The organism is Pseudomonas sp. HY13-MNA-CIBAN-0226, from assembly GCF_040310305.1.
GTDB classification, from domain to species: domain Bacteria; phylum Pseudomonadota; class Gammaproteobacteria; order Pseudomonadales; family Pseudomonadaceae; genus Aquipseudomonas; species Aquipseudomonas gregormendelii.
Genome location: NZ_JBEOPS010000016.1, coordinates 160,451 through 178,675 on the forward strand (window position 1 = coordinate 160,451; position 18,225 = coordinate 178,675).

At 62.0% G+C, this 18,225-nt stretch carries 14 protein-coding genes; 3 read left to right on the top strand and 11 right to left on the bottom strand.

Annotation, left to right across the window (positions count from 1 at the left end; genetic code table 11):
• Positions 1 to 9 precede the first annotated feature (9 nt).
• Positions 10 to 1,038 carry a 4-hydroxy-2-oxovalerate aldolase gene (gene dmpG / locus AAEZ05_RS18725; RefSeq protein ID WP_045058530.1) on the top strand — a complete coding sequence of 343 codons (1,029 nt, stop codon included), beginning with the start codon at positions 10 to 12 and terminating at the stop codon, positions 1,036 to 1,038.
• A gap of 173 nt (positions 1,039 to 1,211) precedes the next feature.
• Here the strand turns inward: dmpG and AAEZ05_RS18730 are convergent, their stop codons facing one another.
• The 11 genes from AAEZ05_RS18730 to AAEZ05_RS18780 all read right to left on the bottom strand — a co-directional run bounded on the left by AAEZ05_RS18730 (position 1,212) and on the right by AAEZ05_RS18780 (position 16,072).
• Positions 1,212 to 2,045 (bottom strand): SDR family NAD(P)-dependent oxidoreductase, encoded by an 834-nt coding sequence (locus AAEZ05_RS18730; RefSeq protein ID WP_045058531.1) that lies wholly within the window; start codon positions 2,043 to 2,045, stop codon positions 1,212 to 1,214.
• 12 nt (positions 2,046 to 2,057) lie between these two features.
• On the bottom strand, positions 2,058 to 2,825 hold the full coding sequence (locus tag AAEZ05_RS18735) for an SDR family oxidoreductase (protein WP_045058532.1): 768 nt from the start codon (positions 2,823 to 2,825) through the stop codon (positions 2,058 to 2,060).
• Between the two features lie 135 nt (positions 2,826 to 2,960).
• Complete coding sequence (locus AAEZ05_RS18740) at positions 2,961 to 4,196, bottom strand: helix-turn-helix transcriptional regulator (protein WP_045058533.1); 1,236 nt, start codon at positions 4,194 to 4,196, stop codon at positions 2,961 to 2,963.
• A gap of 147 nt (positions 4,197 to 4,343) precedes the next feature.
• Entirely contained in the window at positions 4,344 to 6,776 is a 2,433-nt protein-coding gene (locus AAEZ05_RS18745) for an efflux RND transporter permease subunit (RefSeq protein ID WP_350648422.1), read from the bottom strand.
• A gap of 14 nt (positions 6,777 to 6,790) precedes the next feature.
• Entirely contained in the window at positions 6,791 to 7,777 is a 987-nt protein-coding gene (locus tag AAEZ05_RS18750; protein WP_045058535.1) for a WD40/YVTN/BNR-like repeat-containing protein, read from the bottom strand.
• A 288-nt stretch (positions 7,778 to 8,065) separates the two neighbouring features.
• Positions 8,066 to 9,016, bottom strand: a complete 951-nt coding sequence (locus AAEZ05_RS18755; RefSeq protein WP_205893610.1) for a bifunctional OB-fold nucleic acid binding domain-containing protein/MaoC family dehydratase — start codon at positions 9,014 to 9,016, stop codon at positions 8,066 to 8,068.
• 4 nt (positions 9,017 to 9,020) lie between these two features.
• Positions 9,021 to 10,232 carry a thiolase family protein gene (locus tag AAEZ05_RS18760; protein WP_045058537.1) on the bottom strand — a complete coding sequence of 404 codons (1,212 nt, stop codon included), beginning with the start codon at positions 10,230 to 10,232 and terminating at the stop codon, positions 9,021 to 9,023.
• A gap of 91 nt (positions 10,233 to 10,323) precedes the next feature.
• Positions 10,324 to 11,991, bottom strand: coding sequence for a DUF1302 domain-containing protein (locus AAEZ05_RS18765; protein ID WP_350648424.1), 1,668 nt, complete (start codon positions 11,989 to 11,991; stop codon positions 10,324 to 10,326).
• Between the two features lie 67 nt (positions 11,992 to 12,058).
• Positions 12,059 to 13,144: an MBL fold metallo-hydrolase gene (locus tag AAEZ05_RS18770; protein WP_045058539.1), complete on the bottom strand. Its 1,086-nt coding sequence runs from the start codon at positions 13,142 to 13,144 to the stop codon at positions 12,059 to 12,061.
• Entirely contained in the window at positions 13,137 to 14,990 is a 1,854-nt protein-coding gene (locus AAEZ05_RS18775; RefSeq protein ID WP_350648426.1) for a long-chain-acyl-CoA synthetase, read from the bottom strand. Before AAEZ05_RS18775 ends, AAEZ05_RS18770 begins: the two co-directional genes overlap by 8 nt.
• Positions 14,987 to 16,072 carry an alkene reductase gene (locus tag AAEZ05_RS18780; protein WP_350648428.1) on the bottom strand — a complete coding sequence of 362 codons (1,086 nt, stop codon included), beginning with the start codon at positions 16,070 to 16,072 and terminating at the stop codon, positions 14,987 to 14,989. The genes AAEZ05_RS18775 and AAEZ05_RS18780 overlap by 4 nt, the downstream gene beginning before the upstream one ends.
• 254 nt (positions 16,073 to 16,326) lie before the next feature.
• Here AAEZ05_RS18780 and AAEZ05_RS18785 point away from each other — a divergent pair, with 254 nt between their 5' ends.
• A complete protein-coding gene (locus AAEZ05_RS18785) occupies positions 16,327 to 17,655 on the top strand; it encodes a spinster family MFS transporter (RefSeq protein WP_350648430.1) in 1,329 nt (442 codons plus the stop codon).
• Positions 17,656 to 17,784: 129 nt separating this feature from the next.
• A complete protein-coding gene (locus AAEZ05_RS18790) occupies positions 17,785 to 17,979 on the top strand; it encodes a hypothetical protein (protein WP_350597734.1) in 195 nt (64 codons plus the stop codon).
• Positions 17,980 to 18,225: the final 246 nt, after the last annotated feature.

Below are 18,225 nucleotides of genomic sequence, written 5' to 3' on the forward strand. Positions count from 1 at the left end.
GAAAAGACCATGGATCTTCGCGGCAAAAGCATTACCGTCCACGACATGTGCCTGCGCGATGGCATGCACCCCAAGCGTCACCAGATCAGCCTGCAACAGATGAAGGACATCGCCTGCGGCCTTGACGCGGCCGGCGTGCCGCTGATCGAAGTCACCCACGGTGACGGGCTCGGCGGCAGTTCGGTGAACTACGGCTTCCCGGCCCACACCGACGAAGAATACCTGTCGGCGGTAATCCCGCTGATGAAAAAGGCCAAGGTTTCTGCGCTGCTGCTACCGGGCATCGGTACAGTCGATCATCTGAAAATGGCCCATGAACTGGGCGTCAACACCATCCGGGTGGCCACCCATTGCACCGAGGCCGATGTCAGCGAGCAGCACATCTCCCACGCCCGCGGCCTGGGCATGGACACCGTCGGTTTCCTGATGATGGCTCACATGAACAGCCCCGAGGGCCTGGTCAAGCAAGGTTTGCTCATGGAAAGCTACGGCGCCAACTGCATCTACCTGACCGACTCGGCGGGCTACCTGCTGCCCCATGAAGTCAGTGCACGTGTGGCGGCGATGCGGGCAGCCCTCAAGCCAGGGACCGAGATCGGTTTTCATGGCCATCACAATCTGTCGATGGGTGTGTCCAACTCCATCGCCGCGATTGCCGCCGGGGCCAACCGCATCGACGCCGCCTGCGCGGGCCTCGGTGCTGGCGCAGGTAACACGCCGATGGAGGTGCTGGTGGCAGTGTGTGATCGCATGGGGATCGACACGGGTGTCAGCGTATTCGGGATCCAGGACGTGGCCGAAGACCTGGTGGTGCCGATCATGGACTTCCCGATCCGCAGCGACCGTGATGCCCTGACCATGGGCTACGCCGGGGTCTATGGTTCCTTCCTGTTGTTCGCCAAGCGCGCCGAGAAAAAATACGGCGTGTCGGCCCGGGAAATCCTGGTCGAAATGGGTCGCCGCGGCATGGTCGGCGGCCAGGAAGACATGATCGAAGACACCGCCATGACCCTCGCCCGCCAGCGGCGGCAGGCGTAAAGATCCCACAGCCCGCTCCGACGCTTTCGCGGGCAAGCCCGCTCCCACAGGATAAGTGATGTACGCAGGTTTTGTGTACGACACCGAAACTGTGGGAGCGGGCTTGCCCGCGATGAGGCCATGCCCGTCGCCCTCTATGCCAACTGGCCCACCGCTTTCACAAGCAGTTTCTGTCAACGCCAATCGGCGACGATGCCGTGCTCCAGCGCAAACGGCTGCGCAGCAATGGTCCGCCGTTGAAACCCGGATGCCTGTTCCGCCGTGGCCAGCCACAGCATCACCGCCGCCGGCACGTGGGGTGGAGCGCTGCCGGCACGCAGGGCGATCAGGCCTTTGTCGCCGATGGTCGCCTTGAGTGCCTCTGTGGTGACTACGCCAGGATTGAGCGTATAGGCGCGCACGCCAGCCTCCCCCAGTTCAGTGGTCAACACCCCGGACAATCGCGACACTGCCGCCTTGCCGGCCCCGTACGCATAACCCCAGCCGCCCTTGCCCGCAGCTACCGGTGGGTCGCTTTCGCCGGCACCGGAAGTGACGTTGATCACCACCCCGCCCCCGCGCGCCACCATGTGCTCGGCAACCGCCTTGGTCAGCAGGAACGGGGTGAGAATGTAGCCCTGGAACATCCGTTCCAGGGTCTGGGCCTGCAGGTCCATGAATCCGGCATTAAGGTCACTGCCCTGGTAGATCGCGTTATTGATCAGCACGTCGATGCGCCCGTACTCGGCCAGCACCGCCTGGCAGGCGGCCAGGGCCGAGGCGCTGTCGAGCAAATCCATCGGCACGACGAGCACCCGGCACCCCAGATCACGCAAGGCCTGCGCAGTACCATTGAGGCTGCCGGCCAGGGGCGCCCCGGCGGCGTCGCGCAGGGCATGCTCATGTTGTTCCCCCTCGTTGAGGGTACGGGCGCTGATCGCCAGGTCGAAGCCGGCGCGGGCGAATGCCAGCGCCGCCTCACGGCCGATGCCCCGGCTGGCGCCGGTGATGAATGCCACTTTGTTCATGCAAGTTCCTTTTTAGAAGCGCGTGGCGCGGACCATGGCGTCCATGCCGCCATCGACGAACACGACACTGCCATGAATAAACGAAGCCTGGGGCGATTGCAGGAAGGCAACTACTGCGGCAATTTCCGCAGGTTGTCCGGCACGACCCAGAGGTGCGACAAATTCGCGGGTAGCCTGGCCAAAACGCGAATCGTCCAGCGAGGCCTGGTGCAATGGCGTTTCAACCGCACCCGGCGCGACTACGTTCAAACGCATGCCCTGCTTGCCCCAGCTCACCGCCAGGCTACGGGCATGCTGGCTGATGGCACATTTGGAAGCAGCATAGGCGACGTGCGGTTGACCGAGGTCGTTGGCCAACTCAAGCGCCCGGGCCTCTTCACCCGCGATCATCGCGTCGGTCATCGGCTGGCCATCGGGCCCGGAATGAGTCGCCGCCACCGAGCCGATCACCAGCGCAGCCGGCTGTTGGCCCTTGGCCAACGCTCCCTGCAGGCCGTCGAGCAACTGGCTGACGCCGAAGTAATTCACCGCAAGGATCAAACCGCAGTTGGATGCCGTGACACCGACCCCGGCGCAACAGATCAGCCCATCGAGGACCCCTCCGCTGAGTTCAAGCACTTGCCCGATGGCGGCCTCACGCCCTTGCGCAGTGGACAGGTCGGCGATCACTTCGGCGTTACTGCGATCGATCCCTATGACCTGATGCCCGGCGGCGCGCATGGCCGCAGATACGGCCGCCCCGATTCCCGAGGCGCTGCCGGTGATGGCTGTAATTGGCATGGTGATTCTCCGTGATTGGTCCGCCCAGTATCGACAGGGCGATCACGGGACGGCATCGTCTGTGCGGACTAAAAATGTGCTGCGTGAATGTTAGCTACGCCGGGCGGCGAATGGCCCGGCGAAGGGTGGGCAGGATCAGGCCTGACGGTAGATCGGCACGGCCAGTCGCAGCGGGGGCACCTTGATTTTTTCGGCCACCTTCAACGCGAGTTGCGGCTTGCCCAAGGCAACCACGCTGTTGAGCATGATGCGCACCAGTTCCGTCTGGCGTCGCACTCCGGTCTTGGAGAAGATGGAGCGCAAGTGTGCCCGCGCGGTGTTGCGCCGGATATTGAGCACTTCGGCAGCTTCCTCCAGGGACAAGCCGTTGGCGAGTTCCATGGCCAGGGCGGTTTCGGCCTTGGTCAGGTTGAACAGCTGCTTGGTCACCACTTCACTGGCCAGGGATTTGCTCGACGCATCGCGGATATACACCAACGCCGCCGGTTGCCCCTTCTCCTCTGCCCAGTCCAGTGATGGAATCGATTCGACGACCACGCCGAGGTTGACCAAGCCGGATGGACGCGTAACCGACATGGCCTCGGCGCTTTTTGGGGCATCGGGACAGAACGCGCCACGAATCAGGCGTTGCAACTCACGGTTATCGCTGGGATACGTCGCCTCAAGGCGTCCGCCCACCAGTTTCAAGCCATCGGAACGGGAAAGGATTTCCTGGGCCACGGGATTGATCTGCAACACACTGCCGCTCTCGTCGAGCACCAGGGTCGCCACCGATAACCGGCTGATGGCCTGGGAGTACAACTCGCTCAGCGATTCACTGCGGTCTCGCAAGTTATGCAGTTGGGAGGCACGTCGCAGGTGAGGCAGGAAGCTGGCGCACACTGCGCGGTCGTGGGCAGAGAAGTTGGGAGCCCGTTTGGGGCGAGTCATGCGCAAGCGCAGTTTGCCGCCGTCCGGTGTGGAAATATCGGCACACATTAAGTGGTACACGTCATAGGGTTCGCAGAACATTTTGTAGTAGCCATTCTGCTCCCATTGCGTTGCGCTCATGAGGTCGTCCACGGTGAACACATGGTCCAGCGGCTGGTTGGAGAACGGCGAATCGATTTGCGGGTAGGTCATGTAGCAGATATCACCGGCGCCTTCGATGTCACCGACGATGATCATCACGCCGGTTTCGGGTTGCTCCGGCACCCGCAGGATCAAGGTGACGTAGTTGGCACCGTAGAGTTTGAGAAAGCTTCGAAGGGCGTGGGCCATCAGCTTTGGATCCAGGGCGCCTTCGTAGATTTCGCCCACCAACTGGTTGTAGTGCGTGAGATCGAGGCCAAGACTGGCCAGGGCCTGGTGCGTCAAGTCAGCGTTTTGCATAGTCTTATCTCGCTCGGGTAAGGACTGCGCCCTTCCCTTGTTATTTTTATAATTTCGGCTGGGGGAACCCGGGTTCCCCCTCATTCGACTGCAACTTCTCAGCCAGTTTCCCTAGTGTGTGCGGACTCCACAATAGGTCGGACAGGTTTATTTTTCGCCTCCTCGATCACGCTCGGCCGGGCTGTTTTTCAGACGAAACTGCCCTTGTAACGGCACCGGCTGGCGCATTCTGTCGGCGACCAACGGCCGCCCACGATTGAACCAGGCGGCCAGCGCCGGAAGGAGGAAAATTGCCCCCAGCACGTTGACCAGAAACATGAACGACAGCAACACACCCATGTCAGCCTGAAACTTCAGCGGTGCGAACGCCCAGGTGCACACGCCAATGGACATGGTCACGGCCGTGAATACCGCCGCCGTGCCGCGTTGGCACATGGCCTGGTAGAACGCCTCGCGCAGATTGGCTCCGCGCAGCATTTCGTGCTGAATACGTTCGTACAGGTAAATGCCGTAGTCCACGCCCACTCCGACACCCAGCGCCATGACAGGCAAGGTGGAGACCTTCAGGCCGATACCGAGCATGGTCATCAGTGCGTTACACAGAATCGCGACAATCGCCAGCGGCACCAGAATGCACAACACCGCGCGGATGGATAAGAAAGTCAGCCAGCAAAACAGTGCCACTGATCCAAACAACGCCCCGAGCATGATCACTTCCGCACGCTTGACCGCCTCGTTGGAGGCCGCCATAACCCCCACGTTGCCACCCGCCAGGAGGAACTCGACTTGCGGCGAGCTGACTTCGGCAATGATCCGCCTCGCTTCAGTGATCGCATGGCTGACCGTGCTGCCTTCGTGGTCGGTGAGGAACACCAGGATCTGCATCTGCTGGCAACCGTCGGTGACCAGGCCATCATCCGGCATATAGGCCCGAGCGCCCTGACTCAGGCCGCGGGGTGATCCCGGTATCGCCGCCCAGCGCGGATTGCCTTCGTTGTTGCCAGCAATCACCCGTTTGCCCATGTCCGCCACGCTTTGAATCGACTGCACACCCGAGACGGTACGCATGTGGAAATCGAAGGCTTCCACCGCGCGCATCACGGTAGGCGACAAGCAGCCCTCTTCGACACCCTTGACCTGGACGAACACTGACATCACATCCAGCCCGATGGAGTAGCTGCTGATGATCCTGGCGTTGTCCTGGTTGTAGCGCGAATCAGCGCGCAGTTCCGGCGCGCCCGCGCCGATATCACCCACTGCCAGGTCGCGAGCCTTGTAGGCCCCGGCCGCCAGCAGCAACAGACTGACAACAAATACCCCAAGGGCAGGCCCAGGCTCGGCCAGTGCCGACAAGCGCCACCACAGGGGGTGCCTGCCCGCCGGCCGCGATTGCGCCCGACGCAACAGCGCAGGTTCCAGCCGCAGGTAGGAAATGATCACCGGCAGCATCAGTTTGTTGGTGATGATCATCAACATGACGCCGATGCAGGCCGTCACGCCCAATTCGTGAACGATCGGAATGTCGATCATCATGATCACTGCGAAGCCCAGGGCATTCATCAGCAAGGCCAGGGAGCCGGGGATAAAGATCTTGCAGAACGCCGAGCGCGCCGCTTCCTTCGACGTACTGCCGGCCAGCACGTCTTGTTTCCAGGCGTTGGTCATCTGCACCGCATGGGACACGCCGATGGAGAAAATCAGGAATGGCACCAGGATCGACATCGGATCGATCCCCAGGCCCAGCAGCGGCAGCACACCCAGCAACCAGACCACCGGCAGCAACGCGACCAGCAACGCCACTACTGTCAGGCGCAGGGACCGCGAATACAGCCACAGCAGCAACCCGGTGATGACGAAGGCCACCACAAAGAAACCGATCACCGTGTTCAACCCTTCAACCACATCCCCCACCAGTTTGGCGAAGCCGACAATGTTGATCTCGATATTGGGGCTGTTGTACTTGCTGCGGACCTCTTCCAGACGCTTGGCGATCTCGACATAGGACACCGGCTGGCCAGTCTTGGGATCGACGTCCTGCAAGTCGGCGCGGACCATGGCCGACTTGAGGTCGTTGGCCACCAGACGACCGACCTGCCCGGAGGCCGCCGTGTTGCTGCGCACCTGCGCCAGGTCTTCTGGAGTACCGCTGAAACGCGGAGGCACTACCACATCACCGAAGAACCCTTCTTCGGTGATTTCGATATAGCGCACATTCGCGGTAAACAGCGACGTCACGCTGGGGCGACTGACCCCGGAAATGAAAAACACGTCGTCGGTGACCTTGCGCAGGGTCTCCAGGTACTCGTTGTTGTAGATGTCGCCTTCGCCTTTCCAGCGCACGCTGACCAGGAAACGGTTGGCACCCGTGAAGTAGCGGCTGAACTGGAGAAAATTGATCATGTACTCGTGACGCACCGGGATCTGTTTGTTGAAACCCGGATCCAGTTGCGTATGGGTGGCGCTGTAGCCAAGGCCCAGCGTCACGAGGACGAACAACACCAGCAGCCCCTTGCGCCAGGCCATCAGGTGGTCGGCGCACGTTTCGACGCAGCGCGTCACCCAGTGTTTAGCTTGATTCATTGACCGCCTCTCATTTACTGGGTGGCCTGTGTGGCCACTAGGGCAGCGACGCTGCCACCTGAGCCCTGCAACACGCCGCGCTCGCCACCTACCAGCAGTCGCGAGCCCACCATCGTCGCCGAGGTCAACGTGCCAAGACCGGCCAGGCGTCCGACGCCGACGAGCGCGCCCTGTGCATCCAGGCGTACCACCGAACTGCCGGCCCCGACGATCACCAGGCCGGAGTGATCGGGCAGTAACACATGGCCGTACAACGGCAGTTGGTTACCGAGCTTGATCTGGGTCCAGCTGTCGCCGAAGTCGTGGCTGACGAACACATGCCCGCGCATGCCGTAGGTCACCCAGTTGTTCGCACTCAAACGCACAATGCCGAACAGCGAACCGCTGTAGAACGCCGGCAGGGGCTGCCAGTGCTGGCCGCTGTCGGTAGTACGCAGCACCAGGCCCTGCTCGCCCACCAGCATGCGTCGGCCATCGTTGCCACCTGCCATGCTGTTCAGGTGCGCGCTGTCGATGTCCAGCTGCCGCGGTGCCCAGGTTTGTCCGCCATCCAGAGATTGATAGAACTTGCCGAAGCTACCGAACGCCATGACGCTGTCGCCACCGCCGGTCCAGATGCCAAGCAGCGGCTCGCCCAGATCGCTGTCGTAACGTATTTCCTGCCAGCTGCTGCCGGCATCCTCGGAACGCAGGATCCAGCCATCATGTCCCACGGTCAGCAAACGCTTGGCGTCAAGCGCCACCACTGCAGTCAGTGTGGCATTGCGCTGCGTGGCGACGCTGGCTGGCTGCCAACTGACGCCCTGATCATCGCTGAGCAAAATGCTGCCACGTTCGCCCACGGCCACCACTCGGGCGCCAAGATTGAGCAGGCCGTTGATCTGCACCCGGTCCGGGCGCGTGGCCAACAGTTCTGCTTGCGGAGGGGATTTGGGGGAAAAGGTGTAGCCAATGGTCAAGGCGACCACCAGGCAGACCGCGTAGCCGATCACCGAGCGCATGAGCAACGCTCCTGTTCGGGGACGGCGTGGATAAGGCAAGTCATAGGGCCAATCCTCTTGTTTTTGTCACGCACCAAGGCATGCGAGGCAATCGAGATGGGCGTTGCCTCTGGATCAATAGTCGGTGCAAGGAATGGGTGGCACATCGTCCAAATGGCTTATGCAACTGTGGGAGCGAGCCTGCTCGCGATGGTGGTAGACCAGTGGGCATTGATGCCGACAGGTATGGCCTCTTCGCGAGCAGGCTCGCTCCCACAGGAGATCACCGCTCATTGGATTGGGTGGCGATCAAGCCATGTACAGGATCACCAGGTCGTTGATCACCGACGGCCGGTCCTGGCCCACCACATGAATGTTGAGTTCCAGGGTGAGCTGGGTGCCACGGGCCAGGATTTCGACTTTTTTCACCCGGGCCCGCGAATGGATGCGCGAGCCGGCTGGAACAGGCGCAGGGAAGCGCAGGCGATCGGAGCCATAATTGATCTGAGTGGTGAAGCCGCTGATTTCGAAGCCCAACGCCAATTTCATCCGCGACTGCAGCACTTGCACCAGCGCACCATGGGCAATGGTGCCGCCGAATGGACTTTGCAGCCGCGCCCGCTGCGGATCGGTATGAATCCAGTAATCGTCCCCCGACAACCGCGCAAAGTCGTCGATCAGCGCCTGGTCGACCATCACCACATTGCTCCAGTCGCTGTATTGCTCACTGACCAGCGCCTGCAAGGCCGGCCCGTCGTTGAGGTCGACCTGTCGCGCGGGAAGTTGTGCCGCCGTTGAAGGCGCCGGCTCGCTGCCCATTGCGGGCAGCGGCTCAAGGCTCGCCGCATCCTTGTCAGTGCCGGTGAAGCGCAGCAGACGATTGCCCTTGGCGTCGACTTCGGCGAACACCGGCTGCAAGGCCATACCGATCTCGATTTCGTTTTCCTCAAGGCCGACCAGGTTGGTGTTGATGCGCACCCCTTCGGCCAGCTCGACCACCGCCAGTTTCTGCGGCATTTCATCCATGAAATCGGGCAAGGTCGCGATGCGCGTCACGGTATAGCTGTACAGCGTTGCTGCGCCGTCGACTTCGCGCCAGGCCAGGTCGTGTTCCAGGCACACAGGGCAATGTCGGCGCGGGTAGAAGTTCCAGTGTGCACAGGCATTGCACTGCTGGATCAAGAGTCGGCGAGCCTTCAGACCCTCCCAGAAGGGCGCGGAGATCTGTGTCGCCACGGGCATCGGTTTGTTGTTGGACATGTGCTTATGCTCCCTGAAGTATCAATGCGCCCTGCTCACTCATTACGCCACCGGTGCCCGAGACGTAGACGCTGTCGCAGCGACCCAGTTGCCGTTCTCCGGCAGTGCCAGCGATTTGCGTCACCGCCTCGATCACCTGACTCATGCCACCGGCCGAGGCCGACTGGCCGAAACTCAGTTGTCCGCCATGGGTATTCATCGGAAAATCACCACGCCAGGTCAGGTCGTGTTCACGCACAAACGCCATGCCCTCACCCTTGGCGCAGAAACCGGCATCCTCAAGGGTCAGCAAGGTGGTAATGGTGTAGCAGTCGTAGATCTGCGCGGCATCGACGTCTTGTGGCTTGAGCCCAGCCATGGCAAAGGCTCGCTGGGAAGCCGGACCAATTGGCGTGTGCAGCATGTCCTCGGCATAGGACGGCGACTTGAATGCCAGGTGTTCGCCAAACCCGGTGATGAAGGCCGGACGCTTGCGGGCCCGCGCGGCCACTTCCTTGTTGGTGATAATCATCGCGGCGCCGCCGGCCACCGGCATGACGATTTCCAGGACGTGCAAGGGGTCGGCCACCATCTTGCTGGCCAGCACCTGCTCGATGGTCAACGGCTGGCCATAGAACATCGCTTGCGGATTGGCCAGGGCGTTAGTGCGCTGGTCCACGGCAATTTTGGCCATGGCCCGCTGGTCGTAGTCGTAGTGCGCGGCATAACGCTGGGCGATCATCGCGTAGCCGGTGTTCTGACCCATGTGCCCGTAAGGCAGATCGAATTCAGCCTCGGGCGCGCCGAATGCCGTGCTATGCCCGCCAAAGCGCATGGACCGGGCCATCCAGCCAGGATCCTCATCGGGCCCCAATGGCGCCATGCGTGCAGGGATCACGCATAGCACGGCCTGGCATAGCCCCAATTCGATTGCGGCGGCGGCGCGCCAGACCATACCGACCGAGGTGCAGCCCCCCAGGTCCACCACTTCGGCAAAGTTCAGTCGCAAGCCCAGGTACTCGGCAGCCATCGCCGGTACAAACACCGAGGCCTCATGAAAATGTGGACCGTTGATCACCAACCCGTCGAGGTCCGAGGCCTTGAGGCCGGCATCGCGCAGGGCCTGCGCTGCCAGGTCGGCGACCTGCTCGAGGTGAAACATCTTGGGTGCGGTCGAATACTTCTCCGGTTTGTACTGTGCGGTGCCAACAATGGCCGCATGCCCTTTGAGCCCCATTAGTGCCTCCATGCCGAAGCGCTACGCTGCGGCTTTTTCCAGTGTGTTGAGGTCCGGGCGCAACAAGGCGCCGCGGACCTTTTGTGGTCGATCAGAAGGTGTATTTCATCGAGAATGTGGCGTAGTCGCGGTCAGCGAACGGACGGTCGATTGGGTCCGCCTCGCCCAGATAGGCGATGTATTTCAAGCCGACTTCCAGGTTGCTCAAGTACTTGAACGTGGTGCCCATGCTCAGGCGTCGGTCGCCCTGCACCCCGGAGATGCTTCCGGACATGGGCGTGGAACCGCTGAAGACATTGGAGAAACTGAAGGGGACTTCCAGATCCCAGCCTTGGAAAACCCCCGGATAACTGAACGATGCGCCCACGGTGTAGGCGCTGGAAGATTTGGTGCGGTAGCCTGCACCGGTGCTGTAGGTGTAGTCATCGGAAGCCGCCACGAGAGATGCCACGGAAGGAAGGAGGTTTACACCCTGCAGGTTCGGCGCGGCCGAAGCGGCTTCGACGCTGTCGACCTGCACCCGGATGACTTCGGCGGTCAGCGTCGTCTGACTGGCCCAGGGACGGTCCCCCAGGATTCGCAACGCTGACAATTGCATTTGCTGGCCCTTGCCCCTGGCCGGGACAGCCCCAAGACCTGTGTTGACCATCACCGGCGCACCGTCGCGATACGACCATTCGGCGCCGATCTGGGTATCGCCGAGCTTGGTCGAGGCACTGATGCCGGTCAGCTTGATGTCTTCGAAGTACTTGATCCGATAACCATTGATGGCGAAGGCGTTGAGGCCTCCGCCCACTGGCCGCGGGTCGTAGCCGACCAGGGCGGTGGCCGGATTCTTGTCGTGGTAATTGACGTGGAACAGCGACAGTTCAATGGCCTGTACCGGGCGGTAGCGAACCTGAACGCCCCACTGGCCACTATCGCGGGGTTCGTCGGTGCCGCGGTAGGCGACCTTCTGGCCGTTGGCATAGATGAATTCACGCCCGGGCCCGACCACATCGTTGCTCGACAAGTAGCTGCCCACCGGCGGCAATTCAGTACCCTTCCATTCGTACTGCACGTAAGCGCCGAGGGTGATGTTGGGGTTGAGGCGGAAAGAGCCGGAGAACTGGCCCACCGGCAACAGAATCTCCTTCACTTCAACACCCGGCTGGGATGCTTTGACCGCGTCGGAAGGGTTCTGAACGCCGTTCACACCGGGGTAGAACAAACTCTCGCCCCAGGATTCGATGTGCCGACCGGCCTTGACGTCAAGCATGGTGTTGTTGTCAAAGCGCCAGCCGCTGAACACGTAGGCATCCAGCAGTTTGCTGCGACCACCACTGTAGTAACGGGTGTCACTGGTGAACTCGTCGTTGCTGCCGTTCTTGTTCACAGTGGCGGGCGAGTCGTTATCATTTTTGCGATGGTAGACATCGTCATAGAAGGTACTGCCCCGCACCACCGCGCCGTAGTTGTCCTTGCGCAGGATCATTTCACCCAGCGCCCCTACGCGGTTGGTGGTCAGGCTGCCACTGTCGAAGTTGCGGTTGGCATCGTCGGCGTTGACCGTCAGCAAGCGATCGCTCTGGCTGCCCGTACGCACACCGAGGCCGTAGCTGGTGGTCACCGACCAATCGATGGTCGCGCCGTTGTCGAACTCGATGGTTTCACCGGCCCATACCGGTGTCGACACCAGCGCAATGGCCGCCGCCAGGCTGGTGACCTGAAACGCGCTTGAACCGATGACCGTAGAGTTATTGTTGTTTTTGTTGATCACACTGACTCTCCTGAAGGGCAACCGGTTGGCTGCCTGGAATGTTCAACACTGCTGCCGTGCCGTCCGCTCAAAACACCTTGAGCGATGTCACCGCGCACGCTCCCCTTACAGCACGCCGGTAGCGATATAGCCCCCGGTCCTCTTCCCGCTCCAGCGACCCTTCGGCCACCAGGTAGTTGGCATGGGCCAACGTTTCGCCAAGCGCCATCAGTTCGTCGAAACGACCCGACAGTTTGGGAAACAGCAAAGCCATCAGTTCGAGCACGGTGCGCGGCTCGTCACAGTTGGCCAGCATCAGTGCCAGATGCCCGCGGTGATGGTCCTCCAGCTGATCCAGGCGCTGATGCAAATTGAAGAACGGCCGCTCGTGTGCAGGCAGCACCAGCACACTGTCGGGCAGGCTGCGCAGGTGTTCGATGGAGTCGAGCCATTCGCGCAGTGGGTTGGCCAACGGCTCTGTGGCATGCACACCGACGGTGGAGGTGATGCGCGGCAACACCTGGTCGCCAGAGATCAGCAAGTCGTCATCGGCGGCGTACAGGCACGCATGCTCCGGCGAGTGACCGCGACCGATGACCACCTGCCAGGTACGACCGCCGATGTGCAGGCAGCTGCCCTCGCGCAAACGGCGAAAATGGTTCAGCGCAGCTGGCAGGAAATGCGCGTTGCTCATCACCGCGAACATCTCGGCACTCTGCTCATCGCTGACGCCGGCCTTGCGGTAGAAATCGAGAAGGTCCCAGCCCGGCGGTTGCTCGGCCGGAAACCTGACGTGCAGTGACTGGAATTCGCTGGCGGTCATATACACCGGGCAGTGGAAACGCTCCGACAGCCATGCGGCCACACCGGCATGGTCAGAGTGGAAGTGGGTACACACCACCGCCAGCAGAGGCAGCCCGCCACACACGTCGCCGAGCACCCGGTCCCAGACTTCTCGGGTTTGCGCGGTGTTCATGCCGGTGTCCACCACTACCCAGCCGTCGGTGTGACGCAGCAGATAGAGGTTGATGTGATCCAGGCGAAACGGCAGCGGCATGCGCAACCACCAGACACCCGGCGCCACTTCAAGCACCTGTCCGGAATCCGGCGGCTGTGGCCAGGGATAGCGCAAGCCGCTGCGCAGTTCGTGACCGTTGGCGTCGAGATCAGCCATGGTCGGCCACCGCGAAGGGCGCCAGGCCAGCCCGCTCCAGAGCTGCTTGCGAGTAAGGCACATAAGTGCGGGCCTGTTCGTCGCGGATGAACAATGGGTCGCCGCAACGCGTCGGGCAGTAGCCCTGGCGCTGTAGGTCAACCTTGCGCAGCTTGAAGCTCGCCGTCAGGTCGGCCGTTTGGGTAACCCGCACGAACACCGGAGCTGCGTAGCGCGGCAGGCGCGCTTCAGTCACGGCATACAGTGCGGCCGGATCAAACACCTGGCCCGCCTGCATCTGGACGGCGGCCATGCCAGCGCGGCCTTCATGGCCCGGCACCTGCACCCCATAGATATTCACCAGCTCCAGGCCCGCGAGATCTCCCAGGGCGTCCGCCACTTCCTGGGTCGAAACGTTCTCGCTCTTCCAGCGATAGGTATCGCCGATGCGGTCGACGAAGTAGCAGTAACCCTCAGCGTCCTCGCGCAACAAGTCGCCGGAACTCCACCAGGCATCGCCTTCGCGCAACACATTGCGGCGGATCTTGCTCTCGGTTGCCTCGCTTGAGGTGTAGCCCTCGAAACGCCCGCCACCAATGTCCGGGTGGTCGACGATAAAGCCCATGGCCTCACCGATCTCCCCCACTTTGCAGACTTGATAGAAACCGTTTTCGTCCCGCGGATGGCAGTCGTTTTCGATGTCGTAACGCACCAGCCGCAAATTGGTCTTGTTCCAGTCCGGCACGCGTCCGCAAGAACCGAAATAGTTGTCGACGTTGATCACCGCCGCATTGGCTTCGGTGGCGCCCCAGCCCTCGAACACCTGGATCGGACCGAAGCGCTCCAGCCAGCGCTGCCAGGAATCCGGCGACAGCCCGGCGCCGAGCATGCAGCGCAAGCTGTGATCGCGCTCACCGGCGCGCACCGGCTGATTGAGCAGATAGCGGCAGATTTCACCGATGTACTGGAAGATGCTGATCCGATGACGGGCCACGTCCTTCCAGAACTCACGCACGCTGAACTTGCGGCGCACCACGATGGCTGCACCGGCGCGCAGCGCGGTAGAGGTGACCGAAGTGGCTGCGGCGCCGTGGTACAGCGGCAGGCAGCAATAGAACACATCCTCGCAGGTGGCTTGCAGGGTGACTTCCATCACATCGCCCGAGGACATCCAGCGCATGTGGCTGTAGCGCGCCGCCTTGGGCAAGCCGGTAGTGCCCGAGGTAAATATAAGCAGGGTCGGCGCCTGCGCTTCGATGTGCGCGCGAATATCGCGTGGAAACGGCGTGCGCGGCGCTTTTTCCAGGCGCGCATCGAAATGCCCGTCGATCACCTTGGGCAGCGGTCCGCACCAGGGGTTTTCCGCGTCGCGTATCAGCCAGCATGGCAAGTCCGGAAAGCTTTCGGTGGCCTGTATATTGGCCAGGCATTCTTCACCGATCACCAACGCCTTGGCGTCGGTGGTGTGCAATGCATGCAGCAACGCACGGCCGTTTACCTGGGTATTGATGAAGGCCACCACCACCCCCAGCTTCACCAGGCCGAACCAGGTGCAGAAGAACGCCGGGCGGTTTTCCATGGCCAGGGCACAGACATCACCGGCGCGCAGGCCGTTGGCGTAAAAAGTGTGGGCCATCTGATTGGCCCGGGCATCGACTTCCTGGTAGCTCAGCGCCTGGTCGCCGTAGATCAGAAATGTGCGTTCACCCTGCTCGCGCGCCTGTTGTTCCAGGCGGTCCGCCAGGGTATGCCGATCACTCGGCTTGATCAGCCCGGCCGCCGCCGAGCGCCGGTCAAGCAGTGCCTGGGTCTGCTCCCGTGGTACCGCGCGGGTCGGCAGGAGGTGGCTGACGTCATTCAGGTTCATCGCGCCACCTCCTGCGCATTCGCTTGATAAGTGGGGTAATCGGAGTACCCGGCCCGACCCGGCGTATACAGGGTCTTGCGGTTGAAGCCACTCAGAGGCAGGCCATGCTTCAAGCGCTCCACCAGATCGGGGTTGGCAATAAAGTGACGGCCAAACGACACGGCAGCCCCCTCGCCCGACGCGAGAGCGGCACTGGCCGAGTGGCCGTCGAAACCATCATTGAGAATCAAGGCATGGGGACTGTGGCGACGCGCAAGGGCGAAGGCATCGAGGTCGGCCAGAGGCGAGCGCATGATGTGCAGGTATGCCAGCCCTAACGGCGCCACAGCTTCACACAAGGCGGCCGCCGTGCTTGCGGGATCGCGGTCGTCAATGTCGTTGTAGGGATTACCGGGGCACAGGCGAAAACCGACACGGCCAGCGCCGATCGCACTGGCCATGGCCTCGATGACTTCCTTGGCGAAACGCACCCGTCCGGTCACGTCGCTGCCGTAGGCATCGCTGCGCTGGTTGCTGCCTGAGGCCATGAACTGCATCGGCAGGTAACCGCTGGTGCAGTGCAGTTCGACACCGTCGAAGCCCGCCAGGCGCGCATTCAGTGCGGCCTGACGGTAGTCTTCGATGACCTCGCCAATGCCTTGGAGGCTCAGCGCCAGCGGCTCGTCAGTGTCCACCAGGCCGGCGGCGTCGCTGAACACCTGTGTGCGCGCACGCAATGCCGACGGCGCCACCGTGGCCGCCCCGACTGGCTTGTTGTGCCGGCTGGCGGCACGACCGACATGCATCAGCTGCAGGACGATGCGCCCGCCCTCGGCATGCACCGCCTCGGTGACACGCCGCCAGCCGACGATCTGCTCATCGTTATAGATGGCCGGGGTGCGACAATAGCCCAGACCGCTCGCGGAAGGCGCGGTGCCCTCGGCCACGATCAACCCGGCGCCGGCCCGCTGGCGGTAGTACTCGACCATATCGCTGCCGGGTACTGCATCGGCAAGGGCGCGGCTGCGCGTCATGGGGGCCATGACGATGCGATTGGCCAGTTGCAGTTCGCCCAGGGCGACCGGCTCGAACAAGACGCTCATTGCAATTCCTCAGCTTCTTATTGTTTTCAGGCTTTTCCAGGGGCTGCCACAGCGTGGGCAAACCCTGACAGGCCAGCGAATATGGGCTGAATGATTGACCGTGAGCACATGCGAAACATCGTCCGACAAGACTAGGTCGGCGATCCTGCAGAACAGGACGGTGCGCAGAGCAAAAATGGTCTGAATGGACGATGAGAAAAACCCGTGACACGCCGAGCATCGCGTCAACTAGAACAAAACCGGGAGCACCCGCAGTGAATCAATCCCCCCCCGTGACATGGCGAACGCACTACGCGCTGTTCGTGCTCGCCAGCATCTATGTGTTCAACTACATCGACCGTCAGCTCATGGCGATACTGATCGAACCGGTGAAGCTCGAATTCGGCATTTCCGATACCGGCATCGGCCTGCTTTCGGGGGTGACCTTCGCGGTGTTCTATACCGTGTTCGGCTTTCCGCTGGGGCGCCTGTCGGACCGCATCGGGCGCAAGCCGGTGATCGCCTTCAGCTGCATTGCCTGGAGCCTGATGACCATGCTCTGCGGCATGGCCGGCAACTTCCTGACCCTGGTGCTGGCGCGGATCGGTGTGGCAGTCGGCGAGGCCGGAGGCACGGCGCCGTCGGTGGCCATGGTCTCGGATTTGTACCCGGCCAACCGCCGATCCACTGCACTGTCGGTGTTAATGCTCGGTTCGAGCCTGGGCGCGATTGTCGGCCTGGGCCTCGGCGGCTGGATAGCCCAACACCACGGCTGGCGCTACGCTTTCCTGCTGATCGGCGCCCCCGGGATCTTCCTGGGCCTGCTTCTGCTGCTGACCGTGCGTGCGCCAAAGCGCGTCGTGCCGCTGGGTCAGGTCGTGGCACAACAGGAAGGCTGGCTCAAGACGCTTGTCGAACTGTTTCGCATGCCCTCGTTCCTGTGCCTGGTACTCACCGGCGGCGCGGCGGCGATTGCTGGCTACGCCATCGGCACCTGGAGCCCGAGCTTCCTCATCCGTTCCCACGGGCTCAACCTGCAAGAAGCCGGATTCCTGGTAGGCGTGGTGGGTGGCACCGGTGCGACTGTCGGCACCCTGGCCTGCGGCATCCTTACCGACCGCATGGCGCGGCGCGATGTCGGCTGGCAAATCGGTGTGCCATTGGCAGGTACGCTGATCAGCATTCCCTTTGCTCTTTCGTACTTTCTCTGGCCCCAAGGCACGGCCTTCTACATCGGCAGCATCGCCGTTCCACAGGCGTTTGTGTTCTACAGCGCGTTCTCTTTTTTTGGTGTCTGGTGGGCAACACCGTGCCTGAGCGCCATCACCCACCTGTTCCCGGCCACACGGCTGGCACAGGCCACGGCCATTTTTGTGATGGCCATGACCCTGCTGGGCGTCGGTATCGGGCCGCTGTTTGTAGGCATGCTCAGCGATTTCTTCGTGCCGACCCTGGGCAGTGAATCCCTGCGCTATGCCCTGGCTTCGTCGGTGTCGATGCTGGTGCTGGCCTGCGTGTTCCTGACCCTGGCACTGCCGCGCTATCGACAACAGATGAAGGAACCTGCGGCGCATCTCACAGCGGTACGGCCCGTGGCGGCCTGACCACCTCCGCGCACCACCACGCCGCTGCAACCTTGCCAGGTTCCAGCGGCGTTTTTTTCGGTTTACCCTGTCAGTAAGTTCCCCCTTCAAACCAAAAAGGGCCTGCCTCCCGTGCCCGCAAGCAGGCCCTTGCGCCAGCGTGTAGAGCCTGCAGGCCGTCAGCGTAGAAATGCGGGCGAGCGCAACGGCAGCGCTACCTACGAGGGTCACTGCGTCAAGCTGCAAGGCGAGCGGCGCATTCTTCGTACCGGTTACAAACGGCTACTGGAGATGAGCGGGTCACTTGATCCGCAATGGTCTATCACCTCTGCGCCGATCAACTGACGTTCCCCTTTGCAGGGGCTAGCCTGCTCGCGCTGGTCGTGGACGATATCGCGTTAAACCAGATGGCCCGCAGCGCCCTCGGGTTTTTCGCGAGCAAGCTCGCTCCAGGGAGCGATCAAGAACCAAAAAAAAGCCCTATCGAAATCCGATAGGGCTTTTTTCATTGCCGTGTCTCGTCCTGAATAAGGTTTACACCTTCTGGCTTCTTATCAGGAAGGTGCAATGAATACGGGCGAAAAACGTAGC